Source organism: Clostridium puniceum (assembly GCF_002006345.1).
GTDB classification, from domain to species: Bacteria; Bacillota; Clostridia; order Clostridiales; family Clostridiaceae; genus Clostridium; species Clostridium puniceum.
The window spans coordinates 60423-81027 of the sequence record NZ_LZZM01000125.1 but is presented as its reverse complement, the minus strand read 5'-3'; the positions used below and the strand labels follow the sequence as shown (position 1 = coordinate 81027).

Sequence of the window (20605 nt, the reverse complement as noted above, 5' to 3'; positions counted from 1 at the left end):
GCATAATAATTATTTAATCCTTTTATAAATCTGGATAGCAACAGTATTTATTTTGATGGGTAACTGCATTAATCAGTTTATATATTTTGTAGTACAGTTTTTTATGTTTTTACATTGAATAAGTGAATAAAATAAACTATACCTAATCTACTTGCTCTTCTTAGATTAACTATAGTTTTTTATAAAATTATTTAATTGTGTACAAATTGATTTGGGTAAGTTTGTCATCGTAATATGTGAAGAATGGCTGAAATACTTAACTTATAGATTAATTGATAATTAAAAAAGTTTTTAGTCTTAGACTATTTGCAAATATAATTTTGAGAATGTCCTATTTTCTTAACTTTAATCTCAAACTTTATTCAAAATTGCACCCCCAAAATGTGATTTCTCATAAAGTTTGAAATCAAATATTTTATAATCTTATATATTAACACTAATTCTTCTTGATTAGCATATATAACTATCATGTATATTATTTAAGTCATACATGATTTTTCGTATCCCAAATAAAACATATCCTATTAAAAATTTGTAATATAAATTCCATAATTTTTTAATAGCCTTAGTGACTTTTTGTAATATTTAATAGCATTATCTGTTTATCAAATATATTGGGATTTTCTAAATATACATATTATTAACTCTCTTTGTATAAAATTTACAGATAAGCCCATTGACCATTGAGATACATCAAATTCCCTATTGTTGGAAGTTTTGTATATCCTACTAAACATGTGACATCTTCTGAATAGGACGTCTCTCCTGCTGTAACGCTTATTACCGTTGGATAAAGATGATTCGTCCCTGTTGATGATGAAAAACGAATATAATGAGTTTGCTTTTCTGAAATATCGCCTAAACTTAAATAATCTAAATCCTTAGCATTATTGTAATATCCTGTGTCTACCCAATATTGTTGCATAGTCGGTTTGTATGAAAAGTAACCATCTTTATCTGTTAAAACAGTTTTGTTTATTCTGTGATTTAACGTTAACGGCATAGTAATCTGGACTCTTGTATTTGCTACCGAAGTTCCCGACGCTGTAAGCAATCTTCCAGAAACCTCAAAATTGTTATCTGATACTATCTTATCTGGCAGTGAACTTGGAAAGTCATGAGAGCCAAAGTTTTCACATAAATAATCTGCTCCGGACTGGCTGGCATCTACCGAGGCTGTGCGAGCTTGTTTATCAGCCACCCACCAAGCCGACTGGCTGGTAGGTTCATATATCCCATGTATCTGTATGTTCTTTAAGGTAGCATTTTCTACTTGTATTGTTAAAATAACCCAATTAGACCATGCATTATGTGTATCACTTACTCTAAACCATATTTCATAGCTTCCAGCTTTATCAAAAGATACAACACAACTTGTTTCATTAAGCTGTTTAACATAATCTACTAATGCAGTTGTCACACCATCTTTAATTACCATACCTCCAATACTGGTTATTTTATCACCACTATCACTATCGGTAGAACCAGCCCAAGAAATCATCATAAGCTGATTTGGAATTAGTGTCTTAGGAGAATATGCAATTTTAGATACTGGTCGTGTATTGCCGTCGGATGGTTCTACGCTAAAAACATATTTTGCTATATTTGACCATGCACCTCTAGAATCCTGTACTTGGAAAGTTAGTTGATACTGTCCTGCTGTTTTAAATTGGGTTGCAAATCCAATATTTCCGGTTATCGTCCCTATAATATCACTGTTAGAGATGCCACCAACCCTCGTATCTGCAATACTGTCTCCATCAGGATCATAAGTAAAATTTTCGCCATTATAAGACCATAACCACGCAAATTGTGTTTTTGTTGTAAAATTTCCGTTAATCATTGATTCTGGATTTAAAATAACAATTTTCAAACCTGCAATTGGAGGCTGATTGTCTAGAGACTGATTATTAGAAAGCATTTTTACATTATCAATAATATTTTCTTCAATTCCACTATTATCAAATTTTTCACTATTTTTTATTGAAACTTCGTTTAATTGCTGTTGAATCTCGTTAATGCTAAAAGATGGGTATATTTCATCTTGCGACAATTCTGCTGCAAATGCAGTAATACCAAATGCGTAAACTAAAATTAAGTTTAAAACGATACTCATGCAACTAATAATTAACTTTTTCATACTTTTCCTCCTTTTTAATAAGTGTTTTCCTATTTGCTTTTACTTATGCTCTTTCTAACTGCTTGCAAAAACTGTAATAATTGAAATATTCATTTGTATTCGCCTCCTTTTCTTTTGGGATCTATTTATTTTTTCGTAAAATATTTACATTTCTTTAATAATTTTTACAAATAACCATATATTATAAGTTTTTTTATTGGATTGTAATAGTTAATTTCTGCAATTTGAAGCATTTCTGGAGTTATTAGTAACTCTTGTCCATCAACTGTAGAATAAGATTTATTATTATGCTCTGATATTTTGCTATAATATTTATCACCAGGCTCCGCAATTCTTACTGTATTTGTAACAATAGTATCTTTTTCATCTCCACTTAAGAAGGCTACACGAACCTTACTTTCAATTACTGGCATACAGTAAAAATTAGAAACTTCTCTGCCATATTGAAACCACTTATTACTGTCTATATTTTCATAAGAATCATTAATACAGAAATGTAATTGCATTTCATTATTTCTACACTTCTTTACAATTCCTTCTAAACTGGTTCCTTTAAGTTTGGAATTTATTTTATAAATCGTCTTTATTCCTTTTAAGAATTTCAATTCATATGTAAAAATAATCTCACCTTTCATTTGCTTCATTTCCACTTTAGCTACTATTATTTTTTTTTCATTATAAGTAGGCTCACTTCCTAATGAAAAATAGTTTTTGCTCTCTGCTTTCCACCCTACAAAATCTTGTTCAATTACATCTTCTTTTGAAACACACTTTATCTTAGTAAAGTTATCTAATCTTGTTTTAGCTTCTCTAATTTCCGACTTTAATTCAACTTCATTACTAATTGGTTCTATAGCAAAATGAAATCTACTTTTATTAGTAACTGAATCTACAATTAAAACTGTTTCAAAATGAGTAGCTAAACGCTTTATAAATTCAAAGTCTGTTTCATCATATTGTACAAGCATATCTTTTACGCATTTTCCACAAGTTATATTATCTTTAAAATCAGTATTAGAATATTTGCTTAAAACTTTTTTAATAACAGCTTCATATGTACTTTGTAAATTTAAAAAAACTTGATTATGCTTTTTTATGTCTAGATCATAGGAATATGAAATAGTTTTTAATTTTAACTGAGCAAAATGTAATTACACTTTAAAATCAAAACAATATAAAAGATTTTATTTAAATTCATTATCTTTAATTTTCCTATTCTACATTTTTATTACAATTATCCCTTAATTATAGTATACAAGATATATTTATTCAATATTTGTCTTCATTTTATTACAAGTTATTCATTTTAATGTAATATATATAATAAAGTAATAAAATTGTTTTTAAGTGTATTAAATTTTTCTTCATGACTGCAACATTTTTACCGTATTTTTCATTATTGTCTCGCTTCTTTTCTTAAAGGTTTTAGGCATTTATAGCTTTTTAATTAAAAAAAATCACATCATTCATTTTTTAGAATAATGTGATTTTCTATTATAAAGTCTTACTTTTAGCTGATTAAATCTTAATTTGTTTATGACCTTAAATAATATCATTTTTCAATAAATCTTCATAAGACTCTCTCTTGCAGATAAGTCTTGCTTGATTATCTTTAACCATTACAACTGCTGCTTTTGGTATTCTATTATAGTTGCTTGACATAGAATAACCATAAGCTCCTGTAGTTCCTATAGCTAAAATATCTCCACTTTTCACTTCTGGAAGCTTAACATTTTCTAATAAAATATCTCCTGATTCACAACATTTTCCTGCAATAGTCACTATTTCTTCTGAATCACTTTTAATTCTATTAGCAAGGGTACATTCATATTCTGCATTATAAAGAGCTGGTCTTATATTATCAGTCATTCCACCATCTACTGAAACGTATTTTCTAACACTTGGAATTTCTTTAATTGAACCTATAGTGTATAAAGTAGTTCCTGCATTAGCTACAATGCTTCTTCCTGGTTCTATTGTAAGGACTGGTTTTTCTTGACCTGTCCTTGCACAGACTTCCTCAACTTTATTGATTATTGTCATGCAATATTCTTCTGTTGTTCTTGGTTCATCTTGGTTAGTGTAGTATATTCCAAAACCGCCACCAAAGTCTACTTCCTTTATTAAATAACCTAACTTTTCTTTAGTGTTTCTTATAAGTTCTAACATTATCTCTACAGCATCCTCATATGGTTCTAAGTCAAATATTTGTGAACCTATGTGACAATGAATTCCGGCAAGATTTATATTTTCTAAGTTTATAGCTTTTTTAATTGCATCTTCTATAACTGTTTCAACTGGTGCAAAACCAAATTTTGAATCTATTTGCCCTGTCTTTATATATTCATGTGTATGAGCTTCAATTCCTGGTGTTATTCTCAAATAGATATTTTGCACTTTATTATATTCCTTAGCTATATCATTTAGTGTTTCAATTTCATAGTAGTTATCCACAACAAAATTTCCTACACCTAGCTTTACTCCAAGCTCAATTTCATCTAAAGTTTTATTATTTCCATGAAACATTACTTTTTCAAGTGGAAAGCCAGCTCTGCTCGCAGTATAAAGTTCTCCACCAGAAACAACATCTAAGCACATGTTTTCTTCCCTTAATAATTTGCACATTTGAAGCGTTAAAAATGCTTTTCCTGCGAAGGCCACTCTATTATTATTTTCTTCACACTTAAAATAATTTCTATAATCTCTGCAGTATTCCCTTATTAAAGCTTCATCAAATACATATAATGGACTTCCATATTCTTTTACTAAATCTTCTGCACTAATCCCGCCAATTGTTAATTGGTTATCTTGTATTTTCATGGTTCCAAATAATTTCATTTCGTTAACCCCCAAAATTTTTTTAATTTATAATTGCCAATTAATATTGTGCAATCATAGTTCAATTTTTTAGAAAATTGAACTTGTTTTTACATTGAAATACTTTCGCATTTCCTTTTATCTTATATTGTTCAAAGCCCCCTTGGAATTTATTGCTTATTTGTAAAATACCTTCATCATAGATTTAGTAGTTTTACACATTTTTAAACATTGAAAATTGAATACCCACAAATTGATTAGTTGCCACCTATAAAAAAACGCCACAGAATATATCTGTGACGAGTGATAGACGCATATAAGCTAAATTTCTTATGCACAATATTTTCATTAATTATCAATTTATCAAAAACAGATTTTTATATAGCCTTTAAGATATAAATCTTAACAAAATCATCATATTTCTAAACTGATAAATGTTAACTTCCTAAATTTAATTAATTGTTAACTGAAAAAAGTACCTTGTAGCTCAACACTTTTCGTGACAGCTATTCACATATTCTATGAATATCCAGAAATAAATCCTTACATAAAAATTTATTTCTTCGGCTATAATACCTTTTAGCATAAATCCTCGCCTGCCGACTCCTTACACTTACTATTTATTAAAGCACCTCTACCCCAGGTCATGTTATATTATCATATTATTAAACTATTACAAATATGATACCATATTTTTTACTTAAATCAATACTTTTTTAATTTATAAATATCTATATAATAAATTTTTAGTGGTTTAAAGCATCTTATTCTTTTCTATATTCATCCATAAGATTACCCATAATAATTGCTGAAGATGGTGGTGTAAATGTTATCGCATTAGCCCCTGCTTCAATTGTTTCCTTAATAGACTCGTTAGTTGGTCCACCAGTTGCAATTATAGGAAATTCTGGGAATCTATTTCTAATATTTCTTACTATGTTTGCTGTCTTTTTGCCACCTGAAACATTTAATATAGTTGCGCCAGCTTCAATTCGTTTGGCAATATCTTCATCTTCTGAAATTACTGTTACTATAACAGGTATGTCTATGGTTGCTCTAATTTTTCTAACAACTTCATTACTTGTCGGCGCATTTACTACAACTCCCATGGCACCTTTAAATTCTGCATCCATTGCTAAATTTATAACTCTTTTTCCTTGTGTTATTCCTCCACCAACGCCACAAAAAACCGGAACATCTGCTGCCATAACAAGTGCTTGTGTTATTAATGGTTGTGGTGTAAATGGATAAACTGCTATAATTGCATCTGCATTACTATTTCTTATTAGTGCAACATCTGTACTAAATAATAATGACTTTATTCTTTTACCAAAAATTTTAATTCCTCCACAATTTCTTATTACTGGTGGAACCTCAATCACATGGCTTCTAAGTGTGCCTTTTATTTGAGGAACAAATTTAACTTCTTTGTCTGACATATTTTCTATCGCCTCCCCATTATCTAGTTATTAATTTTTTATAATTACATTTCACTATATAATAATTTCTCTTAATTGTGCTTATAATATATTTTTTAAATTCATAATAGAATTACTTTTGAAATTTAGAAATACTAACTTAATTATATCACACTAATTCTTTTTTCAGTTTCTTATTTTTAACTTTTGTATATTTTTCCCATATCATACTCCTTAATGTTAATTTCCTTCAAAAAAATATATATCAATCAACTTATCCACATTGTCCACAAGTTTTATCCACAATTATGTGTATACTGTGATAAATATATAATTTATCATTTGTATAAATTCAGTCTACTTAGAACATACGCTACATTTTTCTATGATTATGTGCATCTTCTTCCCTATTAATCTTAAATTCCTCATAATGGTAATTGATATTTAATTTAAATATTACGATTTTTAAATAAGTTATCCACAGACTATATATACTTGTTAACATTATAAACAACCTAGTAGTTCAAAGGCTTTAGATCACTTTCTTCTAATATGCTCATACAGTTTGTCCACATGTTTATTCACAATGCACATATTTTTACAAATTCCAACAGCGATTTATTCCTATATGTATATATTATAAGATCTTATTTCCCTTATCTATCTTCCGATTCTTAATAATTTCTTAGTTTTTTGTTAACTTCCAACATAATACCTTAATAAAACATTAAACTAAACCTCCTTCTATTGTAGTATGTACTCTCATAACATATACTTTAAATCAAGAAATAATTTTTTATTTATAAATAGAGTTCTTCTTATAATTAAAATACTGCATTAACAGTAAGAAGATTCTGAAAGAATTTTAAAATTAACTCTTAACTGAATTAAAGGAGGAATATTTTTTTATGAGTCAAAATGAATTTTTTAATATCCTTATGGATGGCTTGAAAGATTTTCCTGAATCAAAGCTACGTGATATTATTTCTTATTATGATAATAAGTTTAATCATGGACTCACTTTAGGAAAAACTGAAGAAGAAATAGTTACTGAATTAGGTAATCCTAATTTCATAGTTAATCAATATATAAGTGAATTTTTAGATGCAGTTGATAATTCAAAACTTTCTAATACAGATAACTATAGCACTTTTACTAACACTGAAAAGTTCACTGATGATACCAATAACACTAATAATAATAATAATAGTAGCAATGATAGCAACAATCCAATTGATAACAGCATTATTAGTACAAGCCCTATTAATAATTCTAAAATAACCGCTGATAACGAAACTTTATCCACAGTCAATGTTTCTGATGATCTATCTAATGACTTTGCTATTAATGATAACTTTAATAATAACGAAAATATTTTAAATACTGATAATACCTTAAATGATACAAAAACTAATACTCAAGCTTATGATGCTACTAATTCAAATAATGACTTTTATAACCTTCATACTTCAGACCAACCAGTAGAAATAAAAGATAACACTTATGAAAGTAATAGATCAAATAATTCCAATTATAGTTATAAAACAGATAATTCTAATTATAGGAACTCAAGCTCCACCGTGAATACCATATTAAAGTTTTGTATTATAGGGGTAACTTTATTAATATTTTCACCAGTTATAACTGCAATTATAGGCTGCATTATTGGACTTTTTGGTATTGCCATAAGCATTTTAGTTGGTAGTATTGGATTATTGATTGGCGGGACCTTTACTAGTTTAGTTAGTGTTCCAAACCTGCCAATGTTTGTAGCTAACTTCCCTTATCCCGTAATAGTACTCTTTTCACTAGGCTCAATTTCATTGTCACTTTTCTTAACACTAGTCTTTTATTACCTTTGTAAGTTTTTTATAAGATTATTAATAAAAGCTTATAGAGTTCTAAAATTTAAAGGAGGTGACTTGTAATGGCAAAGAAATTTATTTCTACCAAAATGAAGATGTTTATGTTTGTATTGTTACTTTTATCAATTGCTTTTTATACTACCGGCTGCATCACACTGGTTCAAAGTGGTTATAAACTTTCTGATTATACTGATGAACTTAATATAAATCCTAACCCATTTAGATTTGATGTAAATCTCTTTGATTTTAATGATTCGTATATATCAAAAGATTATACTCTCAATGATAACATTACTGAAATTGATCTTAATTTAACTTCTCAAGATATTAAGGTTGAGAAGTATGCTGGGCAGACATTAAAGGTTCAAATTAAAAATTCTGGTTCAGTCTCTGGTGAATTACCTGAAACTGAAGATGGAAATAAATTGATTCTAAGCACTGGGTATGATACCCCTGGAAATGCCCGCATTTCTGTAAGTATTCCTAACAACTTTATGAATAAAGGTAGTTTAAAACTTGTTACAAGCAGTAGTGATATAACTATTTCTAATTTATCTTTAGACACCTTAAGTATTTCTACTGCTAGTGGTGATATAAATGTTTCTAATTTAAATTTAAATTATTTTAACTTAAACAGTTCTAACGGCAATATACATTTTAGTAATATTTCTACTGAAAATGAGACTAAGTTAGCCTCCTCTTCTGGAAGTATTATTGGAAACGGTAATTTAGGAAAAGTAACTGCAAATACAACCTCTGGTGATATGGTTTTACACTTTGAAGATTCATTAAAGAATTCATCTTTAAGCAGTGTATCAGGAGATATAACTTTATCCCTGCAAAAAGACTTAGGTTATAAAATAAATTATGAAACAAATTCTGGAGACTTAAATTCTTACAACGGAAAATTATCTGCCGGAGATGAAAGTTCAATTATAAATGTTAATACTACAAGTGGAGATCTTGTTATTAAATAGAAATTATATATTGAAGTGAGTTTTATATTTGGTCAGCAGAGCTTTCTCTTTGAGCTTCATTCTTAATTATTAACTGTTACTTGTAAATTGTTAACCACAATATATACAGAAAGCTTGTTATAATTCATAAATAATTAAAATTATAACAAGCTTTTTAATTATGTTATACACTTTAAATTTACTTAAGCACACTTAAAAATAATAGATTAGTACACTTACATATTAGGTCTATTGTTTTCTTTTATGTACCTTAGTTAGTATTTTGTAATTCTCCATGTATTTACTCAAAAAGTCTACTGGATAAATCTGAACTTTAATTCTTAGAAAACAATCCTTACTACAATTTAAATCTTGAAATAATGCTGCTTAATTCTTCAGCTTTAGCAGCTTCTTTTGTTATAGCTTCTGCTACTTGTTTCATAGCCAATGATGTATCGTTTATTCCTTGTTGTACATTATGGGTGCTGCTTGAAACTATTTCAGAATTTTTAGCTGTATTTGATATAGCTGCACTTACTTGTTCAACTGATGCATTTACATGCTCAGACATCCCAGCAATTTGCTTAGCCATTTCACTTATAAACTCACCATCTTCATTATATTGAACTGCAACATTTCCATATCCTTTCAAGTCTTCACTTACATCAGTTTTAATAAATACAAGTATCTCTTTACTATTTTCTGAAAGATTACTAAAGGCTGCCTCTACTCTTTGAATTGTATTTTGAATTGTCACTACAGATGAAGAGGATTCTTCTGCAAGTTTTCCCACTTCTTCTGCTACCACTGCAAAGCCCTTACCTAATTCTCCGGCTCTAGCTGCCTCTATAGCTGCATTTAAGGATAAAAGATTTGTTTGTTCTGCTATAGCTGCAATAGAATCTGCCATCACCTTTATTTCTTCAACTACCTTTGATTCTTCAATTGCCTTTTTAATATTTTTCTCTTTTTCTTGATATACAGTTCTTGTATTTTCAATTGCCTTTTTGCTGTGACTTTCTACAGCTCTAGCTCTTTCCTTTATACTATTGGAATTTTCATTTCCCGCTTCAGCTCTTGCTGCTAATTCTTCCATATTGGCTGTTACTTGTTGAATTGATGCATAGATTTCTTCAACATTTCCACTATTGGCTTGTGTTTTTGAGTCAATCTTTTCAAATTCTGAATTTATTTCTTCTATGTTGGCTGATAATTCTTGAACAGTTGCTGATGTTTCTTCGCTTAAGGCTGATACAGTTTCTGCATTGTCAGCACACACTTTTATTAATTCTCTAAGATTACCTTGTGCTTTATTTAAAGCTATCCCAATCATGCCAAATTCATCACTTCTAGTAATTGTTATATCAGTTGTGATGTCATACTTGCTCATTCTCTCAGCTAATGCTTTTATTTTTCTTAAAGGCTGCATTATTGTAACACTAGCAAAAAATGATAGAACGGCAATAATTACCGCACAAACTACTATTGTTATAATTGCTACTGTTAGATTTGTTTTTAGTGATATCCCAATCGCTACCCCTAATGCTATTAGAATTGCAAATCCCATAAGAACTTTTGCTCTAATGGATAGAAAAATTTTAATTTCTTCTTTTACCTCATTATTCATATAATTACTTTCCTCCCCTTTATATCTATAATAAAATTTATTTTTAACAAAATATTCTATATAAATTAACTCATATTATAATAATATATACTATATTTGTTCATATTCGGTTATATTATACCTTATTAGAACATACTTCCCCATTACAATATCATGTCTACTTTGGCTTTTCAAGTAAATTATTTGATTTTTGTATATTTTTTTAAATTTTATAATATTATCCAATTAATTAGATAATATTATAAACTAACAATCTAATAATCTTATGAATTTTAGCTTCTTAAATTACCATTTGACATTTTAATATTTGTCTCTTTTTGAATATTTTTTAACTTATATATCATGTTATAAACATATTATTGTTATGAAAATAATATATACTCCAACTTATAACAATAAATAAATTTTATTGAAGAATTAATTTAGTAATATATACTAATAATTTCTTTATAAATTTATCTAAAAATATAAATAAGCTGCCCTCTAGAAATTATAGTTCTAAATCTTAGGACAGCTAATTTTTTAATTTATATTATTTAGTTGCAATATATTTATATTTTGCACCCTTACCTTTTTCTGTAACAGAAAGATCAGTATAAGGGTTTATTTCTGTTCTAGTTACAACCTTATATAAATTGTATAAGGCAGGTAAGAATTGTCCCCAATTTCCAATTTCTTCTTCACAATGTGCAGCCCAAACAAGTCCATCTTCTTTGCTTTCTTTTTTTAACATTCCAATAGCAGATGATTTACCGACTACACCAGAATCTGTTTTTTCCCATTGATGAATTCTATACCCCATAACTTGTGGATTTTTTAATGCTTCATCTCCAAGACCAATTCCAGCTACTACCACTACATGTTCATAAACTATATATTCCTTTACTTCATCTGGAATTGTAGCTAAATCTTCAAAACGAATATATAAATTTTGACGTGTTCCATCATTCCAAGTTTGAGGAGCTATGTGTATTGAACCAATTGGATCTCCATGTACTGGCGCAACTGCCCATTCTAATGGTTCATGTTGTTCTGGATGCCATAAAAGAAATCCCTTCTCCATGTTACTCCAAAACCAGTCTATCATTTTAGGTGTTACTCCTTCATGTTCCCAATCTAAATGTGTTCCCATTGAATCTTGTGTTAATTTCATTGCCATAATTAATTCCTCCTAATTTATAAGTTAGTATACTTTATAAAACAATATATATACTGCAATTAGATTTCTACATATAAATTATTTGTAGCTGATTATAATTACAGGTTTTTAGATGTAAATTTATTATTCCAACATATATATTCATTATCAAAATATAATAATCTAACTAATCTTCTTTCATTTTCAAAATATAAAATCCATCATCTAATGCATCTATAATAATATTGCCTCTATCATCTACGATACAATCTTCTGTTGTAGCATTTCTTGGCCCTGGGAATCCTGGAAAATAAGATTCTTCCGACTTTTTATTTGGATTCGGCGGAATAAAATATGCTATCTCTTTAATGTAATATGGATCAGAAACATCATATACACGTAAACCTGCATGGAAATAACAGCAATATACTCTATCTCCACGTTGTTCTAGCCATGGCTTTCCTGACATAGGTTCATGAAGATTATGTGGTCCAAATGGTCCAGTTGCTCCATCTAACTGCATTTCATTAAAATTTCTATATGGAAAGTTCTTTGGTACTTCTGGATATGGAAACTCTGCAATTAATGTTGGATTATATGGATCACGAACATCTACCATATGAATATTATTCATTGCATGAGCACGATTTTCTTGTTTTAACTTTTCTGGTGGGAAGAATTGAAAACGCTCCCCTTCATTTGTTACAACTACTAAATCACGTCCTGGCAGAGGTAATGCTGTATGAGTTCTTGCACCCGCCAAACGACTAGAGAAGGTTGGCATAAACTTAAGTTGTCCTAAAGCTTTTGGTCTTGTAAAATCAGCTACATCCAAAACCACCAATCCATCTCCACAATACCCTAAATATGCCTTATCTCCTACTACAAATGGGGGTCCATGCATCCAGCCCTTATCCATAAATTCTGGTACATGGGCTGCATGTGGATCAAAGGTACGTCCTGGATATCCATCTGCATACTGCTCTGGTGACCACCAACGACCGATTTCTACTGGTTTCGTTGGATCTTCAATATCAATAATACGATAAATCATCCCTTCAAAACCTCTACATTCTGCTGATACATGCACATAACGTCCACCATTATACATGAATCTGTGAACTCCAATTGAATGTGGTACTCCACAATCCCAATATCCTAAGAATTTCGGATTTATCGGATCTGTTTTTATATCATATATACGAATTCCAACCTCACACTTCATATTTTGAAGTTCAGACTGTTCTACTAATGCGTTAGGTCCACTGCCTGCACTCATTGCAACAATCATAAGACCATCTGCAATCTGAAGCTTTGGTGTAGTCGTAGTTGGATATTCTTTCTTATCAATCACATCAAAATGTTTGATAAATTCTGGTTTTGTAGGGTCTGTAACATCACTAATCATGACGCCTACCTGTCCACCCCCAAAACATGCTCCATAAAGATAATATTTCCCTTCATCTGTTTTATATAGTGCCATCTGGAACATTCCACATGTCCCATCTAGATTACAGAATGAAAGTACTTCTAAGTTTTTAATATATCCTTCATTTCCTTTTCCTTTTGCATAAAATTTTTTTGTCATATACTTCTCTCATCTCCTTTACAAAAATCTATTTTATATAATTAATAAATCTTTATATTTCACAAATTTCTTTGTGAAGATTGATATTATACTCTAACTTAATAGAATTTCTATAGCAATTTATGAATCACAGACGCTGCGGCTATAACAATTTATAAACTAATATAAGTTGTATATTCCAAACGAGATATACCACCTTCTAAGCTATTATTTTCCTTCTGGTTTAGAATAAGATAAATAATTCTTATACTTTTCTAACATTTGAGGTAATTCGCTAGCTCTTGGATTTTTCTTTAACGCAACATTATTTAATTCATCCCCATGTTCAAATTTACCTGAAAGGAATACATGTGCATGATGTTTATCTTCTTCTGAAATTTCAAATTTAACTTTATTATCAACAACATTTAATGTTCCTTTTACACCACACATACCACATATAGCTGGATAATTTTTATCTTCATTTCTTATTTCTATAAGTTTAGAATGACATAACGGACAAAGTCCTTGTTCTCCAATATATTCTGGTTTTTCCTTATCATCAGAAAGACTTCTGTCAGTTTGAGCTAATAAAGTTTTTACTACATGACGACCTGAATTTCTTGCTTTTTCTAAAGCTTCATCATTAAATAGTATGTTTCCTGGAAGACCAGTCCAATTTACTAACATTTTATCTACAACATCCATATGAGATGATATTAAAGTTAATTGCATTAATGGCAGAGCTAATGTATCCCATTCGCTTCCTCCAACAGCTATAATTGAAGCAGATCTAGTTTTAAATGATCTTTCATCAATTGGTTTTCCTGTTGTGATTCCTTGTTCTTCACGATTTTTCTTAGCTATCATTCTAAATGCTACATCATGTGAAGGTCCCATTCTATCTGATAAAATTTTCAATAACCCAGTTGGTCCTTTTTCATAAATTGCTGATCCTAATATTAATCCATCACATTCCATAATTTTATTTTCAATGAAATTAAAATCGTCTTTAAGAACACAGTCTCCATTGCTTGCTCTTCCTAATAAGCTTACAACGCAAGCATTACAACCTGTACAAGGTTTAAGTGTTAAATCATTTAGACTTACTAATTCAACTTCTGCACCTAATTCTTCTGCTCCCATTAAGGCTTCTTTCACTAATATTTCTGTGTTACCATTTTTTCTACCACATGTAATTCCTAATACTTTCATAATTATCCTCCTAATATTTAAAGCTATATTTTCACTTCTTTTAAAAGTGAAAATATATTAATCTTATTAATGTAACTAATTTTCTATAGTTTATCTTGACTATATTGGGTAAATTCCTTTTGTTTTAACTTTAAGCTGTAATAGTATAGTGTAAAGTCCTTCGTTAATACTACATTTGCTTTTTAAAAACATTTGCCTTTTCTTCTCCCTTTAACACTCTAAGTGTACCTAATGCTAAAGCTTCCATTTCATTTTCCCCTGGTAAAACTACAACTTTAGAAATAAATTCAACTCTTTCTTTAATCCAATTAGTGAATTTTTCTGAATATGCTATACCACCTGTTAGTATTATTGCATCAACCTTACCTCTAACAACAACTGATAATTTTCCTATGTTTTTTGCAACATTGTGAGCCATTGCTTCACCAACTAAAGCAGCCTTTTCATCACCTTGCTCCGCTTTTCCTAGAACTATTCTAGTATCCGTCACACCAAAGTATCCCATTAATCCACCTTGCGTTCTTACTTTCTTCATAAGTGCGTTATAATCTTCCTCGCCACTTGTTGCCATTTTAATCACTTGATATGCAGGAAGACCTCCAGCTCTTTCTGGTGAAAAAGAACCTTCATCATCTGAAATCATGTCAATCATCTTTCCACCTTTATGTAAAGACATTGTAATTCCACCGCCAAGATGTACAACTATTAATGATAATTCCTTATATGGTTTATTAACCTCCTGAGAATATTTCATTGCTGCTGCTCTCATATTAAGGTTATGTCCCATTCCTTTTCTTTCTATTCCTGGCAACCCTGTTATTCTAGCAATTGGTTCAAGTTCATCAACAGTAACTGGATCATAAATATATGCTGGAACATTAATTTCGCGCCCAATAGAATCAGCAATAATAGCACCAAGATTAGATGCATGCTCATTTTGTGGTGCATATGTAAGCTGCCATACCATATCCTCATTGACTTCATAAGCTCCAGATTTTACAGGAGGTAATAACCCTCCCCTTGCAGCTACAGCTGTAAGACTTTCTTTCTCTATACCATGTTTTTCTAACGCATCCATTATTAAATTCTTACGCATATCATATTGAGAAGCTATTGTTTCATAATTTTTAAGTTCCTCTGACGTATGTTCAATGCTTTCCACAAAAGCAGGCGTATTATCATCATATATAGCAATTTTTGTTGATGTTGAACCTGGATTTATAACTAGTATTCTATGCATTATCTTAACCTCCTATTTAGCAGCAGCTGCTGACATAACTATTGATAAGTACTTTTCTTCTGCTGAAGAACCTCTAGAAGTCAGTACAATAGGAACCTTTGCTCCAACAATAAAACCAGCCATTTTAGCTTGGGCTGCTACAACTAAGCTTTTTCCCAAAATATTACCTGCTGTAATATTAGGAACAATTAACACATCTGCATCTCCTGCTACTTCACTATTAAAGCCTTTAATTTCAGCAATTTCTTTGCTTACTGCAATATCAAAAGATAATGGTCCTTCTACAACGCAGTTTTTAATTTCACCATTTTGATTCATTTTTGTAAGTGCATCTGCATCTAAAGTTTCTGGCATCTTAGGATTAACTTTCTCAACAGCTGCCAGTATTGCAACTTTAGGTTTATCATATCCAATTGCAAGAAGAGTATTTACTGCATTATCAATAATAGCTTTCTTTTCTTCAAGAGTTGGATACATCATCATTCCGCCATCAGTTGTTACTAACATCTTATGATAGTTTGGAATTTTCTGAATTACAAAGTGAGACATAATATTCCCAGTTCCTAACCCTTTTTCTTTGTTAACTACTGCTTTTAGTAAAGTTGCAGTTTCTAACTTACCTTTCATTAGGAAATCTGCTTTCCCCTCATTAACTAATTTAACTGCAAGCTCAGCTGCTTCTACGAAATCTTCTGCATTATATATGTTGTTATCATCAAAGCTTTCATTCATATTTTTAATTATTTCTCTAATTTCTTCCTTATTTCCAACTAGAACAGGTTCAACAATTCCTTCTGATTTTGCTTTAAATACAGCTTCAAGAGTATGTTCATCTTCTGCTGCTGCAACTGCAACTCTCTTTCTGTTTGGAAAACCTTTTACTTTCTCGATTAATTGATTAAAATCATTATAAATCATGTGATTATCCTCCTTATTTAGGTTTATAAATTGGGAAATAGCTATCTTTTCATTTGGTGATCATTCTGCTATAACCTGTCCATTATATTTGGTAAGGTTTTCAAGAATTTCATTACTTGTATTCCTCAATAAGTTGATGTAAACGGTAGCATGTTTCATCAGTGGTTCTGGCAAGAGATTCATTTCTAGCAGATAATTCTTTTATAATAAATCCTCTTCAAAATCGTATATCTTGCACGATTTCTTATTTCTTTTTAATTATATCACCTTCAATTTAAAAAATATACTATTTTTTTAAATATTTTTCTATAAAATCCTCCTAATAATCTACTAACTAATTAATTTTTCCTAAGTTAAAACTATTTCACATTCAAAACTCCTATAACATATATCTTGCATAATTTATAAATAAATATTGTTTTTATTTATGGAATATTACTTTTTGTAACATATATCCATAAAAAATTAAGGATACTCAAGTTTTTAACAAGAATATCCTTTAGACATTAATATAAATTATTTATTTAATTCTTCTATTCCTTTAATAATAATATCTTTAGCCCTAAGATCATTCCGCTCAATTGCCTTCATAGTTTCAATTTCATTTCCAACTTTAACAGCTTCATATAATTCTATAAAATCTTGAATTCCTGAAATTTTAGAATCTTCTTCTCCTTTAAATTGTTGAGTAAAGATATTTCTTAAAATTGTCTGTTGTGCATATATAAGATTAGCATTACCTGTCAATCTTGAATTATCAGCATATTTATAAAAGATATCGGTGATTCTATTTACATATTCAGACAATTGACTTGTATCCTTCGACTTTTCGTAGTTATCTATACATTCCTTTATTTCCTTTGCAATTTGCTCATTGTCAGCTTTTTGCATTGCATATCTAATAGCTCCAGTTTGAAGAGCAAAACTAACTTCTTGAATTTCCTGAACATCTTTAGCTGATAGCGTTATAACTCTTGCTCCAACATTATTTTCATATTCTACTATCCCATCTTTTTGAAGCCTGTTAATTGCTTCTCTAATAGGAGTACTGCTTACCCCAAACTTCTCTTGTAGTTCACTTATATTTAATTTACTTCCTAGTGGAATTTTTAACTCAATTATTTCTTTCTTTATTTCTTCATATATCTGATCCACTAAGGATAACTTTTTTAATATTGCCATTTTACTATTCCTCCGCTATCTATATTACTATAAATAATAACACATATTGCATAATATAACATACATAATATTTTATTATACAATTATAATATCATATGATTTTCTTATAAAATTATGAGATATAAATATAAATTTTTACTTCATAAAATATTAGAAATAATCTATAACAATCTTTAATGTTATAATTTTATAAAAAACAAAGCGTTTTGCAGAGGTTTCAGTGTATTCCTTACTCATTGATCTTATAAACACCTTTGTTATCAACTAAGGATATATAATCAAATAATACATACTCATTATAAATGGCCTTAATTATTTACAAAACCTTATATATTTTTATTGCTTGTCACTTCCACCAAAACATATTTGGGCCAGTCCTTTCCAATGATAATATTACAAAGAAATCCGCCACCAACCACTACTAACACCGACATCACCATTCCATGGATAAAAAATCCATATAAATGAACCGGTGTTATAGCTACGGCATTAGCTGGCTGAATTGAAAATATAAAAAATGTTTCAGCAAGTCCTAAAAATAGTGCTGGTATATTTCCAAATATAGTATCTCTCAATAAATTTTCATGAACGGTTAGTATACAAAATATAACAACTATTGTTAGACCTATTCCTGATGTCCATGGTGGAAGCCCTTGAAGTGCCCCAATTAATACTCCATTGAGCATTGCCCATGCGATTCCAATAGGATAACATACTATCTCATCTTTTTATTCCTAATACTTTTGCTTTTTTTACTACAGCAGATTGTGTTATTCCTAATACCTTGGCTGCTTTATAGGTACTTCCATATTTCTTTAACGCTTTTTCAATAATATTTTTTTCTAATAAGTTCACCGCTTCTTTTAAAGTAATGTTTTCATTATAAACAACCTCCTCTGAAAACACTTCATTTCCTAAGGCACTAATAACATCTTCCCTTGTAATAAGAGACTTATCATTTATTACTACTAAACGCTCTATTATATTTTCTAGTTCTCGAATATTTCCTGGCCAATTATAAAATTTAAGAGCTTCTAAGGCATCATCTTCAATGTTAATAAATTTACTATGCTTTTTATTAAGTTTCTCAACAAAGTGACTAGATAAAATTAGAATATCTTCTTTTCGTTCTCTAAGTGGTAGTATATTAATTTGAAAAACATTTAATCTATAGTATAAATCTTCTCTGAAAGAACCTTCTTTTACTTGTTCCTGCAAATTTTTATTAGTTGCAGCAATTACTCTTACATCAATTTTTATAGTCTTTGCTCCACCAATTCTTGTAAGTTCTTTCTCCTGAAGAACACGAAGAAGTTTTGATTGCAATTTAAGAGGCATTTCTCCTATTTCATCTAATAATATAGTTCCGTTGTTAGCCATCTCAAATAATCCTAATTTCTCTTTTGATGCTGCTCCTGTAAATGCACCTTTTTCATATCCAAATAATTCTGACTCAAATAATGATTCCGGTATTGCAGCACAATTCACTTTTATATATGGAGCACACTTTCTTTGACTATTTAAATATACTTCTCTTGCAACAACTTCTTTTCCAACGCCAGTTTCTCCAGTTATAAGCACAGTCACATCAGTTTTTGCTACTTGCTTTATATTCTTTCTAATTTTCTCCATTCCAATAGTCTTTCCAACTAAATCTGTCTGCATTTGATTTTTTCTTAAATATTTTAATTCATTAATATATAGTTCCCTATCACTTTCCACTGCCTCAAGTTTTTCTTTTAATTTAATAAATTCACTTATGTCTCTAATACCAGTAACCACAAAGTCCACTTCTCCATCTTCGTCAAACAATGGAATTCCTGTCATGATAACTGTTTTCTTTCTTCTTGCAATCCTAGTTACAACTGAGATTTCTTTTTTCTCTTCTAACGCCATTAGTCCTACTGATTTTGGAACCTTTGTTTTTAGTTTTTTATTATCAAGTTCATTAATAACAGCCATACTTGGCATCTGCTCCTTATGATCTAGTATTATAAACGCTTCCTCTTCATTATAAATTTTTTTCTCCCATATAGTATTCATAGGCTTTCCAATCAACTCTGACTCTTTAATCCCTAAAAGCTCCATATAGGCTTTATTTGCATCAACAACAATTCCATTATTATCTAATATATAAATACCATCATATAATGCATTAATTATAGCAAAAATATCTGCTTTATATTTTTCATATTTTTTATATACATTTTTTTTACTTCCCATATTTACCTCACATTTTATCCTAAATATTTTTTGTTTATATAAAACGATTTCATCAAATTAAATATTAATATCAAATTTCTTAATTTAATATTAATTTGTGTTTCTAATGCTTTTTGTAATACATATTTTTTAAAATTATTAGTCCTCGCACTTACATTTTACCTCTTATTATTAAGTATGTAAAAAACAATTAATCTATTTTTATCAAAAACAAATCCTATAAAAAATCAAATTAAAACAGTTCAACAAAAGAAATGCTATGAAGTATTACTAAAAACAAAGCATACCTAGAATCTCAA

Annotated in this window: 15 protein-coding genes and 1 riboswitch; of the genes, 2 read left to right on the top strand and 13 right to left on the bottom strand. The window is 29.5% G+C overall.

Annotation, left to right across the window (positions count from 1 at the left end; genetic code table 11):
- Positions 1-661 precede the first annotated feature (661 nt).
- From CLPUN_RS09640 to CLPUN_RS09625, 4 genes are all read right to left on the bottom strand, one after another.
- Positions 662-2140, bottom strand: coding sequence for a hypothetical protein (locus tag CLPUN_RS09640; RefSeq protein WP_077847074.1), 1479 nt, complete (start codon positions 2138-2140; stop codon positions 662-664).
- 164 nt (positions 2141-2304) lie between these two features.
- The gene (locus tag CLPUN_RS09635) at positions 2305-3108 is read right to left on the bottom strand and encodes a hypothetical protein (RefSeq protein ID WP_077847073.1); all 804 of its coding nucleotides are present in this window, start codon (positions 3106-3108) and stop codon (positions 2305-2307) included.
- Between the two features lie 574 nt (positions 3109-3682).
- Entirely contained in the window at positions 3683-4978 is a 1296-nt protein-coding gene (lysA, locus tag CLPUN_RS09630) for a diaminopimelate decarboxylase (protein WP_077847072.1), read from the bottom strand.
- 454 nt (positions 4979-5432) lie between these two features.
- Positions 5433-5602: riboswitch (Lysine riboswitch) on the bottom strand.
- A 119-nt stretch (positions 5603-5721) separates the two neighbouring features.
- Positions 5722-6396, bottom strand: a complete 675-nt coding sequence (locus CLPUN_RS09625; protein WP_077847070.1) for a beta/alpha barrel domain-containing protein — start codon at positions 6394-6396, stop codon at positions 5722-5724.
- A gap of 887 nt (positions 6397-7283) precedes the next feature.
- On the opposite strand from CLPUN_RS09625, the gene CLPUN_RS09620 reads away from it, so the two are divergent.
- Together CLPUN_RS09620 and CLPUN_RS09615 are read left to right on the top strand one after the other, a co-directional pair.
- Positions 7284-8303 carry an HAAS signaling domain-containing protein gene (locus tag CLPUN_RS09620; protein WP_077847069.1) on the top strand — a complete coding sequence of 340 codons (1020 nt, stop codon included), beginning with the start codon at positions 7284-7286 and terminating at the stop codon, positions 8301-8303.
- Positions 8303-9217, top strand: coding sequence for a DUF4097 family beta strand repeat-containing protein (locus CLPUN_RS09615; protein WP_077847068.1), 915 nt, complete (start codon positions 8303-8305; stop codon positions 9215-9217). The genes CLPUN_RS09620 and CLPUN_RS09615 overlap by 1 nt, the downstream gene beginning before the upstream one ends.
- Positions 9218-9554: 337 nt before the next feature.
- Here CLPUN_RS09615 and CLPUN_RS09610 read toward each other — a convergent pair whose 3' ends face one another.
- The 9 genes from CLPUN_RS09610 to CLPUN_RS09570 form a co-directional block, all read right to left on the bottom strand.
- A complete protein-coding gene (locus CLPUN_RS09610; RefSeq protein ID WP_077847067.1) occupies positions 9555-10823 on the bottom strand; it encodes a methyl-accepting chemotaxis protein in 1269 nt (422 codons plus the stop codon).
- 532 nt (positions 10824-11355) lie between these two features.
- On the bottom strand, positions 11356-11982 hold the full coding sequence (locus CLPUN_RS09605) for a hypothetical protein (protein ID WP_077847066.1): 627 nt from the start codon (positions 11980-11982) through the stop codon (positions 11356-11358).
- A gap of 166 nt (positions 11983-12148) precedes the next feature.
- Positions 12149-13549 carry an LVIVD repeat-containing protein gene (locus CLPUN_RS09600; RefSeq protein ID WP_077847065.1) on the bottom strand — a complete coding sequence of 467 codons (1401 nt, stop codon included), beginning with the start codon at positions 13547-13549 and terminating at the stop codon, positions 12149-12151.
- A gap of 207 nt (positions 13550-13756) precedes the next feature.
- Entirely contained in the window at positions 13757-14743 is a 987-nt protein-coding gene (locus CLPUN_RS09595) for a flavodoxin family protein (RefSeq protein ID WP_077847064.1), read from the bottom strand.
- Between the two features lie 169 nt (positions 14744-14912).
- Positions 14913-15983, bottom strand: a complete 1071-nt coding sequence (buk, locus tag CLPUN_RS09590; RefSeq protein ID WP_077847063.1) for a butyrate kinase — start codon at positions 15981-15983, stop codon at positions 14913-14915.
- Positions 15984-15995: 12 nt separating this feature from the next.
- On the bottom strand, positions 15996-16901 hold the full coding sequence (locus CLPUN_RS09585) for a bifunctional enoyl-CoA hydratase/phosphate acetyltransferase (protein WP_077847062.1): 906 nt from the start codon (positions 16899-16901) through the stop codon (positions 15996-15998).
- Between the two features lie 516 nt (positions 16902-17417).
- Positions 17418-18083 carry a GntR family transcriptional regulator gene (locus CLPUN_RS09580; protein WP_077847061.1) on the bottom strand — a complete coding sequence of 222 codons (666 nt, stop codon included), beginning with the start codon at positions 18081-18083 and terminating at the stop codon, positions 17418-17420.
- A gap of 326 nt (positions 18084-18409) precedes the next feature.
- On the bottom strand, positions 18410-18802 hold the full coding sequence (locus CLPUN_RS09575) for a DUF1097 family protein (RefSeq protein ID WP_341424774.1): 393 nt from the start codon (positions 18800-18802) through the stop codon (positions 18410-18412).
- A 1-nt stretch (position 18803) separates the two neighbouring features.
- Positions 18804-20306, bottom strand: a complete 1503-nt coding sequence (locus CLPUN_RS09570; RefSeq protein ID WP_077847060.1) for a sigma-54 interaction domain-containing protein — start codon at positions 20304-20306, stop codon at positions 18804-18806.
- Positions 20307-20605: the final 299 nt, after the last annotated feature.

Bases quoted from the DNA above. Each gene is read 5' to 3' on its own strand.
- CLPUN_RS09640 (WP_077847074.1), bottom strand. From the start codon at position 2,140: ATGAAAAAGTTAATTATTAGTTGCATGAGTATCGTTTTAAACTTAATT.
- CLPUN_RS09635 (WP_077847073.1), bottom strand. From the start codon at position 3,108: ATGCTTGTACAATATGATGAAACAGACTTTGAATTTATAAAGCGTTTA.
- lysA (WP_077847072.1), bottom strand. From the start codon at position 4,978: ATGAAATTATTTGGAACCATGAAAATACAAGATAACCAATTAACAATT.
- CLPUN_RS09625 (WP_077847070.1), bottom strand. From the start codon at position 6,396: ATGTCAGACAAAGAAGTTAAATTTGTTCCTCAAATAAAAGGCACACTT.
- CLPUN_RS09620 (WP_077847069.1), top strand. From the start codon at position 7,284: ATGAGTCAAAATGAATTTTTTAATATCCTTATGGATGGCTTGAAAGAT.
- CLPUN_RS09615 (WP_077847068.1), top strand. From the start codon at position 8,303: ATGGCAAAGAAATTTATTTCTACCAAAATGAAGATGTTTATGTTTGTA.
- CLPUN_RS09610 (WP_077847067.1), bottom strand. From the start codon at position 10,823: ATGAATAATGAGGTAAAAGAAGAAATTAAAATTTTTCTATCCATTAGA.
- CLPUN_RS09605 (WP_077847066.1), bottom strand. From the start codon at position 11,982: ATGGCAATGAAATTAACACAAGATTCAATGGGAACACATTTAGATTGG.
- CLPUN_RS09600 (WP_077847065.1), bottom strand. From the start codon at position 13,549: ATGACAAAAAAATTTTATGCAAAAGGAAAAGGAAATGAAGGATATATT.
- CLPUN_RS09595 (WP_077847064.1), bottom strand. From the start codon at position 14,743: ATGAAAGTATTAGGAATTACATGTGGTAGAAAAAATGGTAACACAGAA.
- buk (WP_077847063.1), bottom strand. From the start codon at position 15,983: ATGCATAGAATACTAGTTATAAATCCAGGTTCAACATCAACAAAAATT.
- CLPUN_RS09585 (WP_077847062.1), bottom strand. From the start codon at position 16,901: ATGATTTATAATGATTTTAATCAATTAATCGAGAAAGTAAAAGGTTTT.
- CLPUN_RS09580 (WP_077847061.1), bottom strand. From the start codon at position 18,083: ATGGCAATATTAAAAAAGTTATCCTTAGTGGATCAGATATATGAAGAA.
- CLPUN_RS09570 (WP_077847060.1), bottom strand. From the start codon at position 20,306: ATGGGAAGTAAAAAAAATGTATATAAAAAATATGAAAAATATAAAGCA.